General features: G+C 63.3%; 20 protein-coding genes. 8 read left to right on the top strand and 12 right to left on the bottom strand.

Going from position 1 to position 20534, the window contains the following annotated elements; translation table 11 throughout:
• Nucleotide 1 precedes the first annotated feature (1 nt).
• Genes coaBC through ubiE form a run of 3 tightly spaced genes read right to left on the bottom strand, consistent with a single transcriptional unit; the run spans nt 2 to nt 3832 of the window.
• Complete coding sequence (gene coaBC, locus RX328_RS00360; protein ID WP_213252747.1) at nt 2–1441, bottom strand: bifunctional phosphopantothenoylcysteine decarboxylase/phosphopantothenate--cysteine ligase CoaBC; 1440 nt, start codon at nt 1439–1441, stop codon at nt 2–4.
• 58 nt (nt 1442–1499) lie between these two features.
• Complete coding sequence (ubiB, locus tag RX328_RS00355) at nt 1500–3074, bottom strand: 2-polyprenylphenol 6-hydroxylase (RefSeq protein WP_213252821.1); 1575 nt, start codon at nt 3072–3074, stop codon at nt 1500–1502.
• Nucleotides 3071–3832, bottom strand: coding sequence for a bifunctional demethylmenaquinone methyltransferase/2-methoxy-6-polyprenyl-1,4-benzoquinol methylase UbiE (ubiE, locus tag RX328_RS00350; RefSeq protein WP_213252748.1), 762 nt, complete (start codon nt 3830–3832; stop codon nt 3071–3073). Before ubiE ends, ubiB begins: the two co-directional genes overlap by 4 nt.
• 78 nt (nt 3833–3910) lie before the next feature.
• On the opposite strand from ubiE, the gene mutM reads away from it, so the two are divergent.
• Entirely contained in the window at nt 3911–4792 is an 882-nt protein-coding gene (gene mutM, locus RX328_RS00345; RefSeq protein ID WP_213252749.1) for a bifunctional DNA-formamidopyrimidine glycosylase/DNA-(apurinic or apyrimidinic site) lyase, read from the top strand.
• The gene (locus RX328_RS00340) at nt 4780–5346 is read left to right on the top strand and encodes a GNAT family N-acetyltransferase (protein WP_249726597.1); all 567 of its coding nucleotides are present in this window, start codon (nt 4780–4782) and stop codon (nt 5344–5346) included. The genes mutM and RX328_RS00340 overlap by 13 nt, the downstream gene beginning before the upstream one ends.
• Before the next feature lie 144 nt (nt 5347–5490).
• Here the strand turns inward: RX328_RS00340 and RX328_RS00335 are convergent, their stop codons facing one another.
• A complete protein-coding gene (locus RX328_RS00335) occupies nt 5491–6246 on the bottom strand; it encodes a ParA family protein (RefSeq protein WP_213252750.1) in 756 nt (251 codons plus the stop codon).
• A 433-nt stretch (nt 6247–6679) separates the two neighbouring features.
• Complete coding sequence (locus RX328_RS00330; RefSeq protein WP_213252751.1) at nt 6680–8059, bottom strand: serine protease; 1380 nt, start codon at nt 8057–8059, stop codon at nt 6680–6682.
• Between the two features lie 266 nt (nt 8060–8325).
• Here RX328_RS00330 and RX328_RS00325 point away from each other — a divergent pair, with 266 nt between their 5' ends.
• Nucleotides 8326–9129, top strand: a complete 804-nt coding sequence (locus RX328_RS00325; protein WP_213252752.1) for a HesA/MoeB/ThiF family protein — start codon at nt 8326–8328, stop codon at nt 9127–9129.
• A 273-nt stretch (nt 9130–9402) separates the two neighbouring features.
• On the opposite strand, the gene RX328_RS00320 is transcribed toward RX328_RS00325, so the two are convergent.
• The gene (locus RX328_RS00320) at nt 9403–10404 is read right to left on the bottom strand and encodes an aldo/keto reductase (RefSeq protein WP_213252753.1); all 1002 of its coding nucleotides are present in this window, start codon (nt 10402–10404) and stop codon (nt 9403–9405) included.
• A 104-nt stretch (nt 10405–10508) separates the two neighbouring features.
• Between RX328_RS00320 and RX328_RS00315 the strand changes: the two genes are divergently transcribed.
• Nucleotides 10509–11423 carry a LysR family transcriptional regulator gene (locus RX328_RS00315; protein ID WP_213252754.1) on the top strand — a complete coding sequence of 305 codons (915 nt, stop codon included), beginning with the start codon at nt 10509–10511 and terminating at the stop codon, nt 11421–11423.
• A gap of 189 nt (nt 11424–11612) precedes the next feature.
• Here the strand turns inward: RX328_RS00315 and RX328_RS00310 are convergent, their stop codons facing one another.
• A complete protein-coding gene (locus RX328_RS00310; protein WP_213252755.1) occupies nt 11613–12614 on the bottom strand; it encodes a 2-hydroxyacid dehydrogenase in 1002 nt (333 codons plus the stop codon).
• A 345-nt stretch (nt 12615–12959) separates the two neighbouring features.
• Between RX328_RS00310 and RX328_RS00305 the strand changes: the two genes are divergently transcribed.
• Nucleotides 12960–13487 (top strand): SH3 domain-containing protein, encoded by a 528-nt coding sequence (locus RX328_RS00305; RefSeq protein WP_213252756.1) that lies wholly within the window; start codon nt 12960–12962, stop codon nt 13485–13487.
• Nucleotides 13488–13631: 144 nt separating this feature from the next.
• Here RX328_RS00305 and irrA read toward each other — a convergent pair whose 3' ends face one another.
• On the bottom strand, nt 13632–14123 hold the full coding sequence (gene irrA, locus RX328_RS00300; protein WP_057844747.1) for an iron response transcriptional regulator IrrA: 492 nt from the start codon (nt 14121–14123) through the stop codon (nt 13632–13634).
• A gap of 335 nt (nt 14124–14458) precedes the next feature.
• Between irrA and fabA the strand changes: the two genes are divergently transcribed.
• The 3 genes from fabA (at nt 14459) to fabI (ending at nt 17282) form a co-directional block, all read left to right on the top strand.
• A complete protein-coding gene (gene fabA / locus RX328_RS00295) occupies nt 14459–14983 on the top strand; it encodes a 3-hydroxyacyl-[acyl-carrier-protein] dehydratase FabA (protein ID WP_171578877.1) in 525 nt (174 codons plus the stop codon).
• Between the two features lie 61 nt (nt 14984–15044).
• The gene (fabB, locus tag RX328_RS00290; RefSeq protein WP_213252757.1) at nt 15045–16268 is read left to right on the top strand and encodes a beta-ketoacyl-ACP synthase I; all 1224 of its coding nucleotides are present in this window, start codon (nt 15045–15047) and stop codon (nt 16266–16268) included.
• Nucleotides 16269–16481: 213 nt separating this feature from the next.
• On the top strand, nt 16482–17282 hold the full coding sequence (gene fabI / locus RX328_RS00285) for an enoyl-ACP reductase FabI (protein ID WP_213252758.1): 801 nt from the start codon (nt 16482–16484) through the stop codon (nt 17280–17282).
• A 108-nt stretch (nt 17283–17390) separates the two neighbouring features.
• Here fabI and RX328_RS00280 read toward each other — a convergent pair whose 3' ends face one another.
• The 4 genes from RX328_RS00280 to RX328_RS00265 form a co-directional block, all read right to left on the bottom strand.
• Nucleotides 17391–17987, bottom strand: a complete 597-nt coding sequence (locus RX328_RS00280) for a glutathione S-transferase family protein (RefSeq protein ID WP_213252759.1) — start codon at nt 17985–17987, stop codon at nt 17391–17393.
• A 188-nt stretch (nt 17988–18175) separates the two neighbouring features.
• Nucleotides 18176–19012, bottom strand: coding sequence for a hypothetical protein (locus tag RX328_RS00275; RefSeq protein WP_213252760.1), 837 nt, complete (start codon nt 19010–19012; stop codon nt 18176–18178).
• Between the two features lie 79 nt (nt 19013–19091).
• Nucleotides 19092–19547 (bottom strand): GNAT family N-acetyltransferase, encoded by a 456-nt coding sequence (locus tag RX328_RS00270; RefSeq protein WP_213252761.1) that lies wholly within the window; start codon nt 19545–19547, stop codon nt 19092–19094.
• A gap of 31 nt (nt 19548–19578) precedes the next feature.
• A complete protein-coding gene (locus RX328_RS00265) occupies nt 19579–20517 on the bottom strand; it encodes a LysR substrate-binding domain-containing protein (protein ID WP_213252762.1) in 939 nt (312 codons plus the stop codon).
• Nucleotides 20518–20534: the final 17 nt, after the last annotated feature.

Here is a 20534-nt window from a genome sequence, read left to right as displayed (position 1 = left end):
CTCACGAATTCTTCTCCACGGCCTTCGCAATCTTCGCCACCAGTTCGGCTGCGACCTGCTCCTTGGTCATCACCGGCCAAGGCTCCACCTTAATGCTATTGACGTTGATCTCCTCGCCATCGCGCGTCAGCAGGTGAACGGTGTTGCGGTCGCCGCCCATTACGCCGGTGGCAGGCGAAACGTCATTAGCGACGATCCAGTCGCAGCCCTTGCGCGCGATCTTGGCTTTTGCGTTGTCGATCAGATGTTCGGTCTCGGCAGCAAAGCCGATCACCAGCGGCGGACGCTTCTCCTTCAGTTTCGAGATCGTCGCCAGAATGTCGGGATTTTCCACCAGTTGGAGCGGCGGCATGCCACCGGACGTCTTTTTCAGTTTCTGCTCGCCTTCATTGGCAACGCGCCAGTCGGCGACCGCGGCGGCGAAGATCGCAATGTCGGCCGGCAAGGCGGCTTCCACCCGATGCAGCATGTCACGCGCCGATTCGACCCGGATCACCGTGACGCCGGGGGGATCGCGCAAATCAACCGGACCGGACACCAGCGTGACGTCCGCGCCTGCGGCCTGGGCGGCAGCGGCGATGGCAAAACCCTGCTTGCCGGAGGAGCGGTTGGCGATATAGCGCACGGGATCGATCGCCTCATGCGTCGGGCCGGCCGTGATCAGCACGCGCTTGCCCGCGAGCGGGCGCGGTTGCGGCGGACGCAGGATATCTACGGCGGCGGCAGCGATTTCGACGGCCTCCGACATCCGCCCGATGCCGGCCTCATTGGCCTCAGCCATCTCACCGGCGCTGGGGCCGATCATGTGAACGCCGTCGCGGCGAAGCTGCATCACGTTGCGGCGGGTGGCGGCGTTGTTCCACATCAGGGGGTTCATGGCGGGCGCCAGCAGGATCGGGCGGTTGGCCGCGAGCAGGATCGCGCTGGCGAGATCGTCGGCATGGCCATGCGCCATCTTCGCCATCAGATCGGCAGTCGCCGGCGCCACAATGATCAGGTCGCATTCGCGCGCCAGCCGGATATGGCCGGCGTCGAATTCGCTCTCGGCATCGAACAGGTCGGTATAGACGCGCTCATGCGACAGCGCGCTGGCCGAAAGCGGCGTGACGAATTGCTGGGCGGCCTTGGTCAGCACGCAGCGGACGTGAATGTGTCGCTCCTTCAGCCGCCGGATCAGCTCCAGCGACTTAAAAGCGGCGATGCCGCCGCCGATGATCAGCGTGACACTCCGTTCGCTGGAAGCGCTGACCGATGGCGCTGCGTGTGCGCCGGCCTCTGCGGAGGGTAGTGACGTGGTGGCGCCTGATAGTTCTCGCCCTTGGATGAGTTCTCCCAGGATGACCCGGACTTCCTCCTCGACGGAGCGGCCGTTTCCGGCCGATCGGAGCCGCAGATAGGCTTTGACGGTTTCGTCGAGTTTTCGGATGGTCAGGCTGGCCATAGGCGGCCTCCGAGCGAAGGTATGCAATCAATGCTAGCACATGTTGCTAGCATTGCAATCACAACTGCCGGATAGCGACGAGAATTCCGATAAAGGTCGCCGCAATGATCCAGAGCGCCACCGTGCGCCAGCGGCTCTTGCGGCCTTCGGCCCGGCCGAGCGCCGCAATGGTCTCTGGCGACAGCGTCAGGCCCTCCCGCGTCATCTTTTCCATGTTCTCGATCACGGCAACCGCCCGCGAAGCGATCGCCGGCAGACCCGTCATCACGCGCCCGAGTTCGCCAGCGCCAGTCATGGCCCCCTGAACCCGCCCGAGCGGACCGAGATTGCGCTCGATCCATTCGCGCACCACGGGATCGGCCACCTTCCAGATATCGAGCTTAGGATCGAAGCCACGCGCGACGCCTTCGACGACGACCATGGTCTTTTGCAGGAGGATCAGTTCAGGCCGGGTCTGCATGTCGAACAGGCCGGTGACCTCGAGCAGCAGGGTCAACAGCTTCGCCATCGAGATTTCTTCGGCGGTGCGATTGTGGATCGGCTCGCCGATGGCGCGGATGGCCTGCGCGAAATTTTCCACCGAATGATGCCCCGGCACGTAGCCGGCCTCGAAATGCACCTCGGCGACGCGGCGGTAGTCGCGCGTGATGAAGCCCAAAAGAATTTCAGCGAGGAAGCGCCGCTCCTTCACACCGAGCCGGCCCATGATGCCGAAATCGACCGCCACCAGCCGGCCGGCCTCGTCGAGAAACAGATTGCCGGGATGCATGTCGGCATGAAAGAAGCCGTCGCGCAGCGCGTGGCGCAGGAAGCTCTGAATCACCTTGCGGCCGAGGTCGGGCAAATCGACCTGCGATGCTTCGAGGCGCGCATGGTCGTTCAGTGCGATGCCGTCGATCCACTCCATCGTCAGCACGTTATGCGTGGTGCGGTCCCAGTCGACGGCCGGCACGCGGAAATCCGGATCGTCGCGGGTGTTCTCCGCCATCTCGGACAGGGCGGCAGCCTCAAGCCGCAGGTCCATCTCCATCGCGACCGAGCGTGACATCGTGTTGATGACCTCGATCAGCCGCAGCCGCCGCGCTTCGGCCGAATGCGCTTCCGCGTTGTGCGCGACAAAGAAGAAGTCGGAGAGGTCGCGGCGAAAGCGCGAGGCGACGTTGGGCCGGAGAACCTTTACGGCGACCGGCTGGCGCACGCCATCGCGCTCGATCTCGCCGCGATGCACCTGCGCGATGGACGCGGCGGCGACCGCCGGGCCGAGGCTGACAAAGGCCTTAGCCACAGATCGTTCCAGCGACAGTGCGATCACCGCTTCCGATTCACTTTGCGGAAACGGCGGCAGCCGGTCCTGCAGGCTTTCCAGGTCGCGCGCCATCGCAACCCCGACCACATCGGGGCGGGTCGCCAGAAACTGACCGAGCTTGAGGTACGCGGGCCCCAGCCGCGTCAGCGCGCGGGATAGCTGCGGGCCGGTTTTGGCACCGGGCCGCTCGATCAATCGCGCCAGCCGCAGCGCGAGCTGCCCGGGCGCCGGCACCAGGCTCGGATCGACGACGCCGAACACGCCCTCGCGCGCGAACACGTAAGCGGCGCGGACAAGCCGCGCGATGTGGGTCGCCGCAGAAATCACAAGCGCCAGCCCGAATGCAGCGCCACGATCCCGCCGGAAAGGCTTTCCCACCTCACCCGCGAAAAGCCGGCGGCGCGAATCATCTCGGCAAACACATTGGGTCGGGGGAATTTCCGGATCGATTCGACCAGATACTGATAGGACTCTGCATCGCCGGTCACGGCGCGGCCGAGCGGCGGGATCAGCTTGAACGAGAACTGGTCGTACAGCCAGTCCAGTCCGGGAACGTCGACGGTGGAGAACTCCAGACACAGGAATCGGCTGCCCGGCCGCAGCACGCGATAGGCCTCGCGCAGCGCGACATCGATCCGCGGCACGTTGCGAATGCCGAAGGCGATGGTGTAGGCATCAAAGGAACGATCCGCGAAAGTCAACGCCTCGGCATTGCCTTCGACAAACAACACCTGCTGATCGAGATGGCGCGCCATGGCGCGATTGCGGCCCACCTCGAGCATATCGGCATTGATGTCGCAGACGGTGGCGTGGAAGCCCGCGCCTGCAGTCTTGGCCGCACGGAAGGCGATATCACCGGTGCCGCCGGCGACGTCGAGCAGCGCGAACGGCGCATCATTTTTCGGCGGGTTGAGCGCCGTGATCATGATGTCTTTCCAGACCCGGTGCAGGCCTGCCGACATCAGATCGTTCATCAGGTCGTAGCGGGACGCCACGCTGTGAAACACGCTGTTCACCAGCGTCTGCTTGTCCCCCAGAGGCACATCCCTGAAGCCAAAATGAGTGGTTTGATCCGGCCGATCCATTAGCTTACTCCATTACCGGACCATAGCGCGCCCGCCGCAATGGCGCTATCACGTCGCCTTCACAAGGTGAATGCCTGCATGCCTGAATTGCCTGAAGTTGAGACCGTCCGCCGCGGCCTGCAGCCCGCCATGGAGGGGTCAAAAATCCTCAAAGCGGAAGCCCGCCGCAAGGATTTGCGGTTTCCCTTTCAAAAAGACTTTATCGCCCGGCTGGAGGGTCAGACCGTGACTGGCCTTGGCCGCCGCGCCAAATACCTGATGGCGGACCTTACCTCCGGCGACGTGCTGCTGATGCATCTGGGCATGTCCGGCTCGTTCCGGGTGCTCGATGGCGGCACTAGCAATACGCCCGGCCAATTCCACCATCCGCGCAGCGAGGACCGCGCTCATGATCACGTGGTGTTTCACATGTCGTCGGGCAGATCCGTCGTGTTCAATGATCCGCGCCGTTTCGGTTACATGAAGATTATTGCCCGTAACGTGCTGGAGCACGAACCGCTATTGAAGGACCTCGGGCCCGAGCCGCTCGGCAACGAATTCGACGCCGCGATGCTGGCGCGCTCCTGCTTCAACAAGAAGACCAGCCTGAAGGCCGCGCTGCTCGACCAGCGCGTGGTCGCCGGCCTCGGCAATATCTATGTCTGTGAGGCGCTGTACCGGTCGCATCTCTCGCCGCGGCGGCTGGCGGCGACACTGGCAACGACGAAGGGTGAGCCGACCGACCATGCAGGGCGGCTGGTGGATGCAATTCACACAGTGCTCAATCAGGCCATTAAAGCCGGCGGTTCCTCGATCAGCGATCATCGGCTGACCTCGGGCGAGCTCGGCTATTTCCAGCACTCGTTCCAGGTCTATGATCGAGAGGGCGAGAAGTGCCAAACCAAAGGCTGCGTAGGTATCGTGCGGCGCTTCGTTCAGAACGGCCGTTCGACCTTCTGGTGTCCGAAATGTCAGAAATGACCATCACGCCGACGCTCGAAACCAAGCGACTGATCTTGCGGCCGCTCGCGCTATCCGATGCGCCGGCGATCCAACGGCATTTCAACAACTGGAATATCATCCAGCATCTCGCATCGGTTGTCCCCTGGCCATATCCGGAGGACGGCGCGACGACTTTCATCACGAGGGAGCTGGAGAGGGTCGCCGCGGGGGAAGAGATCTATAACTGGATGCTGGTGCTGCGCGGCGGTGATGGCGAGGCGATCGGGAATATTCGCTTCCGCCCGAGATCGGACAATGCGAAGGGCAACCGGGGCTTCTGGCTCGCGGAACGCTATTGGAATCAAGGCCTGATGAGCGAAGCCGTCGCGGAGGTGAACAGTTTCGTCTTCGGCGTACTGGGTCTCGAGGTCTTCTACGCTTGTAACGCGGTTACCAATGAGGCATCGCGCCGGGTCAAGCAAAAGACCGGCGCCGAATTGGTCGGCTACGTCGAGCTTGCCCATCACAACGGTCAGACGCTAGCCGAACGATGGCGTGTGACGCGGGAACAATGGCTGCGCCGGAACAGATAGCGGAGCGAAGCAATCCGGCGGGGCTGGTGGGCCGGATTGCTTCCGTCTTCGCCCGCCGAGCTTTGGCGGACAAGTCGTCGCGATGCTCCCTTGCGCAAACGCTTCGCATTTGTCGCAGGCAACGGCGTTGCGGGGAGCGGGGTGTCAGCTTCGAGCCGGCGCTCTCAGGAAGAGAGCGCTGTCGTTTTCGATTGGCGCGAGCGCAGCCATTGCCGGAAGGATCTCCGGCGCTCCCACGAATGCCTCCGCGATCCGTTCGTCGGCGGCCGCCGTATCGTCCAGCCGGGCTTCGATCCATTGCCAGAGGCCGCGGATCTCCTCGGCGGATTTGCCGCTTGGTGCATATTCGCTGACCGCAAGACCCGAGCTCAGCGCGTCCTGGTGATCGTTGCGCATCACGATGAAGGGCCTTGCGACGATGTCGGCGATATCGCGTGCGGCCTCCTCGCTGAGCGCAGCCTCGGCGTTGCTAAGGCGCGCGCCGCGGATCGGGGTCTGGTTCAGGACGTAGGCGAACGGCTTGTGCCAGGCCCTGATGACGCTCAGCGTCGCGGCAGTCGCTTCGATGTCGGCGACGCTCGGGCGCGTCGGAATCAGGCACAGATCGGCATAACGAATGGCTGAATTGGTCGATGCACTGACGCCACCGGCGGTATCGATGATCGTCATCGTCACGCCGTCACGATCGAGCGATTGTAGTCGTTGTTCGACGTCGCTGGCCACGTAGACCGGCTCGACGATGGGCTCGGCAAAGGGGCGCCGGCGCTGCCAGTTCGAAAGGGTGTCCGTCTCGATCAGGCGGACGGTGTGCCCGGCCTGGATGGCTGCAAGCGCGAGGCCGATGGCCAGCGTGCTTTTGCCGGAGCCGCCCTTTTGGGTGGCCAATACGATCGTCTGCATTCTAGATCCTTTGGATGGCTTCAGAGGGGTTACGCCACACGAGGAGCACCGCATTCTGCGGTGCCGAGCTTTCGCTCCTCAGACGTACCCAGCCCGATCCAAAGGTCTTCTCGAATCGCGGTTGTCCGAATCAGTCAGCTTGCAATGATGCCGAATTATGGAATTGTGGCAATAACGGGTGAATACGGCTGTGCATGCTGCAGCGGGCCGATTTGCCTCGATGAATGACAACAAGAAGCGCGTGATCGCATCGCGCGTCCCCGCTCCGCGCGCGTCTGCATAATCCACGGAGCAGGTCATCTCGTGCCCCGGACGCAGCGCAGCACGCAGTGATGCGCTGCTGAGCCGGGGCCCATCGCTCCGCGGCACAGATAGGTCCCGGCTCTGCGGAGCAGCGTTACACGCTGCACCGCGTCCGGGACACGAGCGAGCGCTATTTCCGCACGCAGATCACGCGGACGACCGACGGCTTCGCATCGCTCGATCCGCCGGCCGCGTTGACGCCGTTGGCCTTGAGGAAACCGCGCACGGTATCGGCTGCCACCAGCACAGCCTGCGCCGCCGGTACGCCATTGGTAGGTCCCGCCACCTGAACCGGCTTCAACAGCGCGATGCCGGCGAAGCTGCCGTCGCCGTCCTGCGCGGGCGCGCCGGAAAAGCCGAGTACCGGCGCGGGCGTCAGCGCGATGTCGCTGCCGCCACCAAGCTGGGCCACCGATGCCTTGGCGCTGGTCACCGCCGCGCCGCCGCCCTGGTTCTGCGGATCGGCAATGCCGGTGAGGTCGAGCGCCGCCTTGGTGGCGGCATTGGCGAGATTGAGCGCCTTCAGCCCGCGCGCGCCATAGATGCGCAAGAGCGCCAGATCGTGCTCTTTGTCTTCGGCGACGCGATCGGCATTGCCGAAGCCTGCGATCGCGACCGTGAGGCAACCATCGGTGATCTGGCGGTCGGCCAGAATCGCGCCATCGTCGCCGACGACGAGGCCGGTGCCATATTCCACGCTCCTGCGCGGGGGAGGCCCTGCCGTTTGCGCGGCAGCCGGAAACGCATTGAACGCGCTCGACATCGCGATCACGACCGGCTCGACGGTGTTCTCGGTTGCCTGGTCGTACATGATGGTGAGGATGCGGACCTCATCGCCTTTGAAGGTGCCGCGCATATAAAACTTCTTCAGGCCCTGGAGGCCGGACAGCACGAAGAAATCCGGCTTGACCACGGTGTAATCGATGGTGCGGCCCGGCTCTTTCTTCTCGCGTTCGGCGAGTTTTGTCGTGGTCGGATTGGCTTCCTTGCGCCGCGAAAGCTGGATCTGGATCGTGCCGTTCGGAGAGGTCCATTTGGTGCCATTGGCATCGCTGGCCTGCTGCGGCACCAGCTTGGTGGGAATGCCGAGCCGCGCACCGGTGCGGGGATCGACGGTGATCTTCCAGCCAACGTTTTCCTGCTTTTTTCGGGCGGTATCGGCGAGCGTGCCGCGCTCCTGCGGATTGAGCACGCCGGTTGGCTTGGCCCCGCGCGACTTCTGGAATTCCTTGATCGCATTGACCATGCGCTCTCTGACGTCACCGGTGATGGCGCCGTTATATTGCCCGACCCAGGCGAGGTCCGACTGCAGCGCCAGCCGCTCGGCCTGGTTTAAGGCCTTCGCCGTGTCCTCCGGCCTCTGCAGCGCGGGACGGATCGGCACCGTCGTGACTTGCTTCGGCTTGGCGCCCGCCGTCGAAGGTGGCGTCATTTGCGCCTGCGCGGCGGCCCCTGAGATCACAAAAATCGACGCAGCGATCATCAATGTTGCTGAAAGCACCAATCTCATGACAAATCCCGACAAATCCCGGCAGAAAATAAGGAGAGTGCAATCATTGACGTCCGACCAATTAAGCACATCTGCTTAGTCGGCAACAACCGCACCCCGGTTCAGTTTTCCCCTCATCCTGAGGAGCCGCGAAGCGGCGTCTCGAAGGACGAGGCCACCAGCCGGGCCTCATGGTGTCCAGACGATGCGAAGCATCGTCCGGTGAACGCGCGTTCCGCGCTCCTCACCATGAGGGTTTGCCAGCGAAGGAAGGACAGCACACGACCATGCTGAGCGCCGACGAACTCGAACGCTACGCCCGCCATATCGTGCTGCGCGAAGTCGGCGGTCCCGGGCAGGCCGCCTTGAAAGCGGCATCCGCGCTGGTGATCGGCGCCGGCGGCCTCGGCGCGCCCGTCCTGATGTATCTGGCGGCGGCCGGTGTCGGCAGGCTCGGTGCTGTTGATGACGACGTTGTCTCGCTGTCCAATCTGCAGCGGCAGATCATCCACGCCACGCCCGACATCGGGCGGCGCAAGGTCGACAGCGCCGCGGATACGGTTCACGCGCTCAACCCCCATGTCCAGTTCGAGGCGCATGCGGTGCGCCTCGATGCGGGGAACGTGATGTCGCTGATCGACGGCTACGATCTCGTGCTCGACGGCTCCGACAATTTCGAAACCCGCTACCTGGTTTCCGATGCCTGCTTCTTCGCCGGCAAGCCGCTGATCACGGCGGCGCTGGGGATGTTCGACGGATCGCTGACCACGATCCGGGCGCATGAACGGGACGGTGACGGCCACTTCAATCCGACCTATCGCTGCCTGTTTCCCGAACCGCCGCCGCCTGGCACCATACCGGCCTGCGCCGAGGCCGGCGTCATGGGCGCGCTGGCGGGCATGCTGGGCTCGATGATGGCGCTGGAGGCGATCCGTGAGATCGTCGGCTTCGGCGAGAGCCTGGTAGGGCGGCTGGTGATGGTGGACGCGCGCGCGATGCGGTTCGAAACCCTGCGCTACACGCGCGACCCGGCCAACCCGCTCAATGGCGATACGCCCACGATCACTGATTTGAGCGGCTACGCGGCCTAGAATCCCGGAGTGGCTGCCCCCACCCCGGCCCTCCCCCGCAAGAGCGGGAGAGGGCCACGAGCGCGCCGCTTCGTGAGATGCGCGCTCAACAAACCCCATCTGTAAGATCAAGAACTGGCGGCCCCACGACGTACGCTATCCGCTCCCTCTCCCGCTTGCGGGGGAGGCATAGGCGGCCTCCGGCCGCCGTCCTTAACAAACACGCCGATGCGGAGCATCGGCTATGGTCGGGGGTGCCGCCGCATACACCGGCGCCGATGACGCTTGGCGTTCTCACTGCTTCGCGGCCCTCTCGCTGTCCATATGCGCGAGCTGCGACTCCGGATACCGCGCGCCGGCCGCAGCGCCTGGCGGAAACGCCTTGGCGAGCGCGGCGAGATGCTTCTCGGTCAGCTTCACGTCGAGCGCGCCGAGCGCTTCGGAGAGACGGTCACGACGGCGGGCGCCGACCAGCGGCACGATGTCGTTGCCCTGCGCCGCGACCCACGCAATCGCGACCTGTGCGGGGGAGGCGCCGAGCTCGCTTGCAATCGCACGCAATGAGTCCACCAGCGCCAGATTGGCGTCGAGATTGCTTCCCTGGAAACGCGGGCTCATGGCGCGAAAATCCTTGGTCCCGCGATCGGCCGTCCAGTGCCCGCTGATCAACCCGCGTGACAGCACGCCATAGGCCGTGATGCCGATGCCGAGTTCGCGGCAGGTCGGCAGGATGTTGTCCTCGATGCCGCGCGAGATCAATGAGTATTCGATCTGCAGGTCGCTGATCGGGTGCACCGCATGGGCGCGGCGGACGGTCTCCGCGCCGACTTCCGACAGGCCGATATGCCTGATCCAGCCGGCCTTCACCATGTCTGCCATCGCACCGACCGTCTCCTCGATCGGCACGTCCGGGTCGAGCCGTGCCGGCCGGTAGATATCGATTGTATCGACGCGCAGTCGCTGCAGCGAATAAGCGAGGAAATTCTTGATCGCCGCCGGGCGGCTGTCGTAGCCGGACCAGTTCTTTGCGGGGTCGCGCAGCGCGCCGAACTTGACGCTGATCCGGACGTTGTCGCGGCCGCGCGCGGCAAGCGCTTCGCCGATCAGCATTTCATTGTGACCCATGCCGTAGAAATCGCCGGTGTCGAGCAGGGTGATGCCGGCGTCGAGCGCGGCGTGGATGGTGGCAATGCTCTCGCTGCGGTCGGCCGGCCCGTAGAAGTCTGACATGCCCATGCAGCCGAGGCCGATGGCGGAGACGGTTGGGCCCGTCGTGCCGAGTTTGCGCTTTTCCATGATGGTCCTCCTCAAAAGATCGGTGGCGACGAGACCGATATGGACCGTCTCGACTGAATCGATAAGCTGGACAATACGAAATAGCTTGTTCAGTATATCGAACAATGAAGGATTTCGACCTCCGCGACCTCGACGCGTTCGTCGCCGTGGCGCGCACCCGGAATTTCCGCCGTGCCGCGACAGAACAGGGCGTCTCTGTCTCAAGCCTCAGCCAGCGGCTGCGCGACATGGAGGAGCGGCTCGGCGTCCGCCTGATGAATCGCACCACGCGCAGCGTAGCCCTCACCGAAGCCGGCGAGTTGTTGCTGGGGCGCGTCGGCCCGGCGCTATCGGATGTCGGTGCGGCGCTCGATCAGGTGCGCGGCCTGCGGGCCGTGCCGTCGGGGCGTCTACGCATCAATGCGCCGCCGCCGGCAATCGACCTCGTGTTGGCGCCGATGGTCGCGCCGTTTCTTGAGAAGCATCCCAAAATCGAGTTGGAGATCGTCGGCGAGAGTTCGTTTATCGATATCGTTGCCGGCGGATTCGACGCCGGCGTGCGCTATGGCGAACATCTGGCGCAGGACATGATCGCGGTCTCGCTCGGAGCGCCGCAGCGTTACGCCGTGGTGGCGTCCAAGGAGTATGTTGCTCGACATGGTCGACCGGAAGCGCCGAAGGATCTGCTCGACCATGCCTGTATCCGCACCCGCTTCGGCAGCGGCGCGATGCTGGATTGGGAGTTTGAGAAAGCGGGCCGTGTCGTAAAGGTTTCCCCGCCGGCCAAGCTGGTCGCGACCTATCTGGGGCTGGCATTGCGCGCCGTCCATGACGGGGTGGGCTTCTGGCTGACGTTCGAAGGTTATGTACGCTACGGCATCAAGTCGGGCGCGCTGGTCAGCGTGCTCGACGACTGGTGCCCGCCGTTTCCGGGGCCGTTTTTGTACTATCCGAGCCGTCGCCAGCCGCCGCCGGCGCTTGCCGCGTTCGTCTCGTTTGTCGCGGAGTGGCGGAAACGAGAGCGGCGGAAGAGCAAATGATGTGGTAGCCCGGATGGAGCGGCGGCGGAATAAGTCGCTGTAGCGCGTTCGTGTAGCCCGGATGGAGCCAACGGGTCGCGCGAATGCGCGCCCGATGACAGGCTCCGCGCAATCCGGGATCAGTTCATCCGGCGTGTACCGCCCTCGGATTGCACTGCGCTCCATCCGGGCTACACGTGGCTAATAGACTCACAGCATGCTGGGCAGCACGCGATCGGGCGGCTTGTGGTTGTCGAGGAAGGTTCTGATATTGATGATCACCTTCTCGCCCATCTCGACGCGGCCTTCGATGGTAGCCGAGCCCATATGCGGCAGTAGCGTCACCTTGCCGGCTTTCGCCAGCCGCACCAGTTTCGGATTGACCGCGGGCTCATGCTCGTAGACGTCGAGGCCGGCGCCGCCGATGTCACCGGCTTCGAGCAGCTTGATCAGCGTGTCCTCGTCGATCACCCCGCCGCGCGCGGTGTTGACGATGTAGGCGTCTTTGCGGATCAGCTTCAGCCGCCTGGCCGACAAGAGGTGATAGGTCGCAGGCGTATGCGGACAGTTCACCGAGATGATGTCCATCCGCGCCAGCATCTGGTCGAGGCTTTCCCAGTAGGTCGCGCCGAGTTCATCGGCGATAACAGGCGCCACCGGGCGGCGGTTGTGATAGTGGATCTGCAGGCCGAAGGCGCGCGCGCGGCGGGCAACCGCCTGACCGATGCGGCCCATGCCGATGATGCCGAGGCGTTTTCCCCCGATGCGATGGCCGAGCATCCAGGTCGGCGACCAGCCAGCCCAGTTCTTGCCGTCGGTGAGAATCGAGGCGCCCTCGATCAGGCGCCGCGGTACGGCGAGAATCAGCGCCATCGTCATGTCGGCGGTGTCTTCGGTCAGTACTTTCGGCGTATTGGTCACCGTGATGCCGCGCGCATGCGCCGCCGCGACGTCGATATTGTCGACGCCGTTGCCGAAATTGGCGATCATGCGCAGCTTGCAGTCGGGATCGTTGAGCATTTCCTCGCGGACCATGTCGGTGACGGTCGGCACCAGCACGTCAGCAGTGCGGACCGCATCCGCGATCTGCTCCGGCGTCATCGGCGTATCGTCGAGATTCAACCTTGCGTCGAACAGCTCGCGCATCCGGGTCTCGATCGAGTCAGGCAATTTGCGAGTGACGACGACGAGAGGTTTTTTCTTAACCGACATGTCCTGCTCTCATGAGGGAGGGTGCGCAGAGGCGCGCCGTTCAGACCTCATTAACCCGGTTGTTCGACACTGCGATGGCCACGCGGTCCCGGTATCCGGCTGTTTGCTGAGGTAAGTCCCTTGGGTTCCCAATACTTGCCTCGGATTCTCGACGGAAAATCCGGGCGTTCTGGTTCTAGGCGTTCCGTCCTCTCTATCAGAAGGCCGGGCCAAGACAAGAACCCCTCGGACGTTGCAAGTCGGGTGCGGCCAAAGCGGGGCACGGGGATTTGGGTTTTTCGGGCGTTAGCGGGCGGTCTCAACTCGGAGAATTCGAGTTGGGGTAGCTCGGCAGGAGACGGGTTGATGGCGTTGGGGCGTTTCTGTTCGGTGGCGGTGCTGGCGGCGTGCTGGCTTGTCGCATCGGTCAGTGCAGGGTTTTCGGCCAAGGATTCGGCCACCACCACGAGCGGCCTGCCGGTGCCGCGATATGTCAGCCTCAAATCCGATCATGTGAATGTGCGGGCCGGTCCGACCAAGGACAACGACGTCGCCTGGATCTATACCCGTTCGGGCCTGCCGGTCGAAATCACCGCCGAGTTCGAGAACTGGCGGCGCGTGCGCGATTCCGAAGGCGCCGAGGGCTGGGTCTATCATTCGCTGTTGTCCGGCCGCCGCACTGCGGTCGTCACCATGAAGAGCAAGGATGAGCTTGCATCGCTCTATGATCGTCCCGATCCGACGAGCGCGGTTGCGGCCCGCCTGCAGGCCGGCGTCGTCGCGCAAGTCAAGAAATGCGCCAATGGCTGGTGCCGCGTCGTCGGCAACGGCTTTGACGGCTGGATCGAGCAGCAGCGCCTGTGGGGCGTGTATGCGGACGAAAGGGTGGATTGAGGTTCTCCGTCGTCCCTGCGAAAAGCAGGGACCCATACGCCGCGGCCTGTCGATGAGGCGAGCGGGTAGACGCCTTCCTTAACAACAAAGATTAGTGGTTGTGGGTCCCCGCGTTCGCGGGGACGACGTGTGGAGAGAGGCGCGTCAGCGCTTCTTGCGCAGCCGCACGACCATGTCGACGCGGGCGATCTCATAGCCCTCGGGCACGTCGGGCATCTTCGACAACACCAGGTGCGGATCGGGGATGTCGACCAGCTCGTGATTGTTCTCGAGATAGAAGTGGTGATGCGCGGTGACGTTGGTGTCGAAATAAGTCTTGGTGCCGTCGACCGAGACCTGGCGCAACAGACCGGCGTCCGTGAGCTGATTGAGCGTGTTGTAGACGGTGGCCAGCGACACCGGAACCTTGGCGAGCGTCGCCTCCTCATACAGCATTTCCGCGGTCAGATGGCGGGCGCCCTTGCCGAACAGCAGCCAGCCCAGCGCCATGCGCTGCCGGGTGGGCCTGAGGCCAGCGGCCTGCAGCATTTCATTGACGTCGTGCCACGGACAGCCAGTCAACGCCGGCTGGTGTCCAGCGGCGCGGGCAGCCGGATCGATACCGTCGTCGTTCAGGGGCGAGGCTTGGTCGTTCATGTCCACTTCGGGTACCACACGCGCTAACTTGGGCAATATTCTTGCCCAATATAAAAGGAAATCAGGTAGATGCAAGTTTTTCGCAACTAGAACTGGCCCAAGGTTAAGAGGAACAAGCGTAACGACGGGGCGTTTTAGCCCGTTCCAGTGCTTTGCCGCGCGCTAATGCCTATGTTACAGAGCGCGCGGACCACATATGCGATTTCGGCAGAGGCTAGTGCCGATAGCACCCTAAGTAGCGCCAGATTGCGGGGAAACAAGTGTTCTCCCGTAGGGAAACGGGTCCGGTTCGCTCAAAGCGCTCCATCGGGACATCTAAGGTGAGGCTGACTACGATGCTGGATCGGCGCAGCGGTTATGAATACGAGGATTTGCTCGCCTGCGGCCGCGGTGAGATGTTCGGCCCCGGAAATGCGCAGCTACCGCTGCCGCCGATGCTGATGTTCGACCGCATCACCGAGATCACCGAAAAGGGCGGTGAGTTCGGCAAGGGCCTGATCCGCGCCGAACTCGATGTGAAGCCGGACCTGTGGTTTTTCGGCTGTCACTTCAAGAATGACCCGGTCATGCCGGGGTGCCTTGGCCTGGACGCGATGTGGCAGATGGTCGGATTCTACCTCGGCTGGATCGGCGGCGAGGGACGGGGCCGGGCGCTGGGGCTCGGGGAATTGAAGTTCTCCGGCCAGGTGCTGCCGAACGCCCGCAAGGTTGTGTACAACATCGACATGAAACGCGTGATGCGTTCAAAGCTGGTGCTCGGCGTTGGCGACGGCTGGCTTTCCATGGATGGCGAGATTATCTATCGCGCCAAGGATCTGAAGGTCGGGCTGTTCAAGCAGGGCTCCGCGCCGGGCGGCTGAGCAACGCGATCAGCAGCAACACACCTTCACAGAACAACGTAAACGGCGAGGCGAGGCGATCATGAGGCGGGTTGTCATCACGGGGATGGGTATCGTCTCATCCATCGGAAACAACACCCAGGAAGTGCTTGCGAGCCTTCGCGAGGCAAAATCCGGCATCACGCGCGCGGAAAAGTACGCCGAGCTCGGTTTTCGCTCGCAGGTGCAGGGCGCGCCAACGCTCAATCCCGCTGACGTCATCGATCGTCGCGCCATGCGATTCCTCGCCGAAGGCGCGGCTTGGAATCACGTCGCGATGGAACAGGCGATCCGCGATTCCGGTCTTGAAGCCAACGAAGTCTCCAATGAGCGTACCGGCATCATCATGGGGTCGGGCGGACCGTCGACGCGGACGCTGGTGGAAGCGGCAGACATCGCGCGCACCAAGGGTCCGAAGCGGGTCGGCCCGTTCGCGGTGCCGAAGGGCATGTCATCAACGGCCTCGGCGACGTTGGCGACCTGGTTCAAGATCAAGGGCGTGAACTATTCGATTTCTTCGGCCTGCGCGACCTCCAACCATTGCATCGGCAACGCCTATGAGACGATCCAGATCGGCAAGCAGGACGTGATCTTCGCCGGCGGTTGCGAGGAGCTCGACTGGACCCTGTCGGTGCTGTTCGACGCCATGGGCGCAATGTCGTCCAAATACAACGACACGCCGGCGACGGCCTCGCGTCCCTACGACATCAGCCGCGATGGTTTTGTCATTGCTGGTGGCGCCGGCGTGGTGGTGCTGGAAGAGCTCGAACGTGCCAAGGCGCGGGGCGCGCGCATTTACGGCGAACTGGTCGGCTATGGCGCGACGTCGGACGGTTACGACATGGTGGCGCCGTCGGGCGAAGGCGCCGAGCGCTGCATGCGCATGGCGATTTCGACGGTAAAGACGCCGATCGACTACATCAATCCGCACGCCACCTCGACGCCAGCCGGCGATCCGCCGGAAATCGAGGCGATCCGAAAGGTGTTCGGCACCGGCGACAAGTGCCCGCCGATCTCGGCGACCAAGGCGCTGACCGGCCATTCGCTCGGCGCTACCGGCGTGCAGGAGGCGATCTATTCGCTTCTGATGCTGAACAACGGCTTCGTCTGCGAGAGCGCCCATATCACCGAACTCGATCCGGTGTTTGCCGACATGCCGATCGTGCGCAAGCGCATCGATAACGCCAAGCTCGGCACCGTTCTGTCGAACTCCTTCGGCTTCGGCGGCACCAACGCCACGCTGGTGTTCAAGCGGCTGGATGCGTAGTTTTCAATCGGCTGTCATGCCCCGCCACCGGGTCTCGCCTTCGGCGAGCCCGATGACAGGCTCCGGCGGGGCGGGAAGTCAGCCGCGACCTCGCGGCCTATCACAAACGTCTCTGGAATACTGTATCACCCCCGGGAGCCTGTCATCCGGCGGGCCGAAGGCCGGACCGGGTGGCGGGTGATGACATCAACGAAATAAGTGGAGCGTAGGCGAATGCAGGACCTGATGAAAGGCAAGCGCGGCTTGATCATGGGCGTCGCCAATGATCATTCGATCGCCTGGGGCATCGCCAAGACGCTTCACGCGCACGGCGCCGAGCTCGCTTTCACCTATCAGGGCGACGCGCTCGGCAAGCGCGTCAAGCCGCTGGCGCAATCGCTCGGCGCCGATACGGTGCTGTCGTGCGACGTCGAAGACCTTGCCAGCGTCGATTCCGTTTTCGCGACACTGAAGGCCAAATGGGGCGGGCTCGACTTTCTCGTCCACGCGGTTGCGTTCTCCGACAAGAACGAGTTGAAGGGGCGCTATGCCGATACCACGCGCGAGAACTTTTCGCGCACCATGCTGATCTCCTGCTTTTCGTTCACCGAAATCGCCAAACGTGCCGCCGACCTGATGCCCGAGACCGGTGGCTCCATGATCACGCTGACCTTCGGCGGATCGGTGCGCGTGATGCCGAATTACAATGTAATGGGTGTGGCGAAAGCGGCGCTGGAAGCGTCGGTACGCTATCTCGCCGCCGACTTCGGCCCGCGCAAGATACGCATCAATTCGATCTCGGCAGGCCCGGTTCGCACGCTGGCAGGTTCCGGCATCGGCGATGCGCGCGCGATGTTCGCCTTCCAGCAGAAACATTCGCCGCTCGGCCGCGGCGTGACGCTGGAAGAACTCGGCGGCTCCGCACTCTATCTGCTGTCGGACCTGTCGGGTGGCGTCACGGGGGAAATCCACTACGTCGATTCCGGCTACAACGTGATCGCGATGCCGCGGCCCGAAGAGCTGAAGGCGGAGTAAGCTTTCGTAGCCCGGATGGAGCGAAGCGAAATCCGGGGACTCTCGCACGAGGCGCATTGCTCCCGGATTGCGCTTCGCTCCATCCGGGCTACGCTTACTACGTCTACTTCACCCCGCCGCGATCTTCTCCGCGCGCTGAAAGGCCGGGCGCGCCGCGCAGCGGTCGATATAGACGTCGAACGACGGCCGCGGCGGCACCATCTTGAACAGCCGCACCGCAAAATTCAGCCCCGAGCCGAGCATGATGTCGGCGGCCGAAAACTTCTCGCCGAGAATCCATGGACCCTTTTGCAGGGCGGCGTCGAGCACGTCGAACGTCTGGGTGGCACTGCCCCACGCCGCGGTGCTCGCCGGCACCTCCAGTTTCGTGAAGAGCTGGATCAGCGCCGGCTCGATGCAGCTCGGTGAAAAGAACAGCCACTGCAGGTATCTTGCCCGCAGCGGATCGGTGACGGCCGGCGCAAGGTTGGTTTCGGGATATCGGTCGGCGATGTAAGCGCAGATCGCCGCCGCTTCTCCGAGCGCCGAGTCGCCGTCCTTCAGCCCTGGCACCTTGCCCATCGGATTGATCGCGAGATATTCCGGCGCCTTCTGCGCGCCAGTCGTGATGTCGGTGAGCACGCGCTCATAAGGCAGCCCGGCTTCTTCCAGCAGCCAGATCGCGGAGAAGGAGCGGGACCGCGGCGACCAGTAGAGTTGGATCATAGGACGAACCTTTCTTCGGCTTGGACGAACAGCGCTTGTTCATTGCGCGTCTACCGCGAATTGGCAATGCACTACGCCTGGAACCAACAAGCCGTGCTCCAACGATATGTTGGTCAACTTTATTTCGTGCAGCAGGTCGGCTGGCGATTCCAGACTCGAACCACTGTGGCCCCGCTATACAGGAGTGCCTAATCGTTCTTGAGATAGTCAGGCAGCGTTTGATCGAGCCTTGCCGCAACCAGCGCACCGGTTCTTTCGCGAAGCATCGCATTACCCGGAACGGCTGTTGCCGGTTCGGGAAACAGCGAGTTGTCGAGTTTGGTGAGCGGATCTTCGGTCAGTCGCAAGCCGTCGGCCAGTCGCGTGCCTAGACCAGCGAATGGACGGCTAATAGTCTCGTAGTTGCCGCCGTCGAGCAGAGTCACCCCAACATTAGCGAACAGGTGCGAGTGCCTGATGACTGATCCTAGTCCGCGACTGTATGCACCGATGCCGTCAAGCATCAGATTGGTGCCCGGCACCTGCCCTTTGAATCGGGTTACAACAAGGTAGCGTTCGCAGTTCGCAGCCGGCGTGATACTCCTGACGATCGCCGGCAGGCCCTCGCGGGGGTCGGGCAAGAACCGTGACGTCGGGTTATAGAAGGGCTCAAACGCGCCCTTCGGATAGGTGATCCTCCGCACTGCCGGATCAGTGCCGGTCGCCGCGCGTACCCGCGCGACTACGAGATCATCGAATCCCCATCCCTCGACCGCGACCGCGCTCTCCTCGGTCTCAAATATCGTGAGGCCAAATTTTTGTACAGCAAAGCGGTCCCCGAGCGCCGAAATGATGCCAAGTCGGCAAGGACCCGTTTCCGCAGCAACCGGTTGCTTCGCGGCCGCCTTGGCTTTGGGCGCCGCTTTCTTTGTGACGGCTTTCGCGGGTGTCGATGCCGCCGGAGTGTTCGTTGTTGGAGGAGATTGGGCCCATCCATCTACCGCGAAGCATGACAGGAGGATGACGGCAGTGAAGCTACGGAACATGGTCTGAAAACGAGAGTTGATGACACGGAGCAGGCAAACTAGAGGGTGCAGGCGCCGCCCGCAAGTCGAGCGACGGCTTTCACGCCGATTTCCGCCAGCGATAATATTTCATCATGAATCCCGTCATCGGCTCGACCTGCTCCTTTTCCAACACAAAGCCTTCGCGCTCGTACCAGTGCCAGGCTTTTTCGTTCTCTCGCACGCAGCGCAGCCAGATTTCATCCGGCAGATGCTTGCGCGTAAAGGCGAGCAGTTGGTGTCCGACGCTGTTGCCCTGATATTCCGGCGTGACGAACAGCTGGTCGAGATAGCGATCGGGAAGATGCAACGCGAGCATCGCTGCCAAATTCCCGTTATCGTCGACGACATAAAGGCTCCAGCCCCTCTCCACCTCCATTGGGATGCGCGCGCGCAATTTCGCCAACAGGGCATCGCTGGCGTCTTCCAATCCGGTCGAGGCCCAACTGTCCATCCAGGCCTGGGCGATCCTGTCATACTCGTCTGGTCGTGCGAGGCGGATGATCGTTTGTAACAAGGCTGAGATATCCCCGAGGCGGCCTGACCCGTCAGGTCCGCGATTTCCGTGATGACGATGCCGTCTTGCGCTGTTCGCGCAATGCGTCGGCGGCGAGGCAGACCACCTCGGATATCTGCTGGAGCTGTCCGGCGAGCGGGCTTGTCTTGCGCCAGACCATGCCGATGGTTCGCGACGGCTGCGGATTCCTGAAGCGGGCGACGGAGACCGGCGCTGAGCGGGTTTCCACCGCGACCGCCATTTCCGGAATCAGGGTGACGCCGATACCGGCGCCGACCATTTGCACGAGCGTCGACAGCGAGCTCGCGTCCAGGACTTCCCGCGGCGGCGAGGACTGCATGTTGCAGAACGACAGCGCCTGCTCGCGAAAGCAGTGTCCCTCCTCGAGCAGCAGCAGCCGCATTTCACGCAGCGTTTCATGACTCGGCACCGGCGTGCCCTCATCCTCGCCCGGCCGCACCAGCAGGAAGTTCTCAGAAAAACACGTGACCTCGGTCAGCGAAGACTCCGACACCGGCAGCGCAACGATCGCGGTATCGAGTCGGCCCTCCGTGACCTCCTTGATCAGCTTTGGCGTCAGCGTCTCGCGCACGTGAATGTCGAGCTCGGGATGCAGGCGCGCGAGATGCTCGATCACCTTGGGCAGCAGGTAGGGCGCGATCGTCGGAATCATGCCGATGCGTAAGCGCCCCGCGAGCCGGTCGCGTGAGGCGCGCGCGAAATCGCCGAGTTCGTCGACCGATCGCAGGATGTCGCGGACGCGCTGGACGATCTCTTCGCCGAATTTGGTCAGCGTGACCTGCCGCGCGCTGCGCTCCAGCAGCACGCCGCCCAAAACTTCCTCCATTTCCTTGATCTGCATCGAGAGCGCCGGCTGCGAGATCGAACATGCCTCTGCCGCGCGTCCGAAATGGCCGTGACGTGCCAGCGCGTCGAAATAGCGCAGCTGTCGGAGCGTCATCTGGATCATCAGAATATCTTATCAGA

Origin of the sequence: Bradyrhizobium sp. sBnM-33, assembly GCF_032917945.1 — a bacterium.
In the GTDB taxonomy this organism is placed as follows: Bacteria; Pseudomonadota; Alphaproteobacteria; order Rhizobiales; family Xanthobacteraceae; genus Bradyrhizobium.
The sequence above is the reverse complement of the archived record's forward strand: the minus strand, read 5'-3'. Positions and strand labels throughout refer to the sequence as shown.